This window comes from Cryobacterium sp. MLB-32, assembly GCF_000738085.1.
Classification (GTDB): Bacteria; Actinomycetota; Actinomycetes; order Actinomycetales; family Microbacteriaceae; genus Cryobacterium.
In genome coordinates this window covers 1-1332 of record NZ_JPRS01000355.1, presented here as the reverse complement: position 1 = coordinate 1332, position 1332 = coordinate 1, and the positions used below count along the sequence as shown (strand labels likewise).

The 1332-nt window shown below is 69.6% G+C and carries 1 protein-coding gene; it reads left to right on the top strand.

Annotated features, from left to right (window positions below):
• On the top strand, positions 1–1332 hold a 1332-nt coding region (locus JF66_RS18525), incomplete at its 3' end, for an AAA family ATPase (RefSeq protein ID WP_369798068.1).

The following is a 1332-nucleotide window of genomic DNA, read 5'->3' as shown; positions in this document are numbered from 1 at the left end:
ATCGATTCCAAGCTCCTGCACCGCCAGGGCGTGGCCGCGTCGGAGTTCTACAATCAGCGCGTGATGGAGAACGTCACGGACGCTCTGGGCCTGGCGACAGAGCTGCGGGAGGTAACCCCGGGTAAGCGCCCCGTGGTGGAGATCGCCGGAATCGACGACCGTCTGACCTCTCAGTTCTCGACCCGCTCGGCCGACATTAAGAAGGCCGTTCGTGAGCTGGAGAAGGACTACCGTGACAGTCACGGGCGCAGCCCCGACGCGGCTGCCCGCATCAAACTTGCCGACCAGGCCACACTCGAAACACGCCCCGCCAAACCGCACGCCCGATCCCTCGCAGCGCTCCGCGCGCACTGGACGGGGGAAGCCACGGCGCGCGTCGGCGCGCACACCGTGGCTGCGCTGTTGGCCCGCGCCCGCGCGGTCGCGGATGAGTCACGTGGGCGCGGGCCGCACCTGGTCGATGTCGACCGGGCGGCGCGGGACGTGGTGGCAACAGTGTCAGAACATCACGCCGTGTGGGGTCCGCACATGATCGAAGCTGAGGCGCGGCGGTGGGTTCAGAAGGAAAGCCGTCACGGGCAGGTCGCGGAGGGAACCGTCGAGCTGATCACGCGCCGCGCCCTAGATACGGACTCCATCGCCGTGACGCCGCCGGCGCCGCACGGGTCGTTTCAACCGCTGACCCGCAGCGACGGAGCGAGTATCTACGACCACAAGGGCCGAATGCTGTTCACCTCCGCCGGCCTCCTCGCCGCCGAAGACACCCTCCTCGCCGCCGGGCGTACCAGGTCGCTGTCGCCGGTGTCGGTGGCCGAATTTGACCGGACGGCGGCGGCGCACCCAGGCCCGCTGGACGCCGGCCAGCGCGCGCTCGCGCGTGAGTTCACGACATCGGGAACCCTGCTCATCGTCGGCACGGGCCCTGCCGGGGCGGGGAAGACGACGGCCCTCGCGTTGGCGGCCAGGGCCACCGAACAAGCCGGCGGGCGCCTGATTGGTCTGGCGCCGTCGGCGACGGCCGCGGCCGTGTTCCGCGATACGGTCAATGTCCCCGCTGCAACCATTCACTCCTTCATCCGGGCGTACGAAACCCACGGGGATGTGGCGCCAGGCAGCGGCCACCCCGACGACCTGGTCCTACGCCCCGGGGATATCGTTGTCGTTGATGAGGCGGGCATGGCCGGGACGATGAACCTGGCGAAAGTCACGGGCATCGCGCAGCGGCACGGCGCTCACGTGCGCCTGATCGGGGACGACCGTCAACTAGCCGCCGTCGAATCCGGCGGCGCACTGCGCCTGCTCGAGCGCGAGGTCGGGTCGATCAAGCTGGAA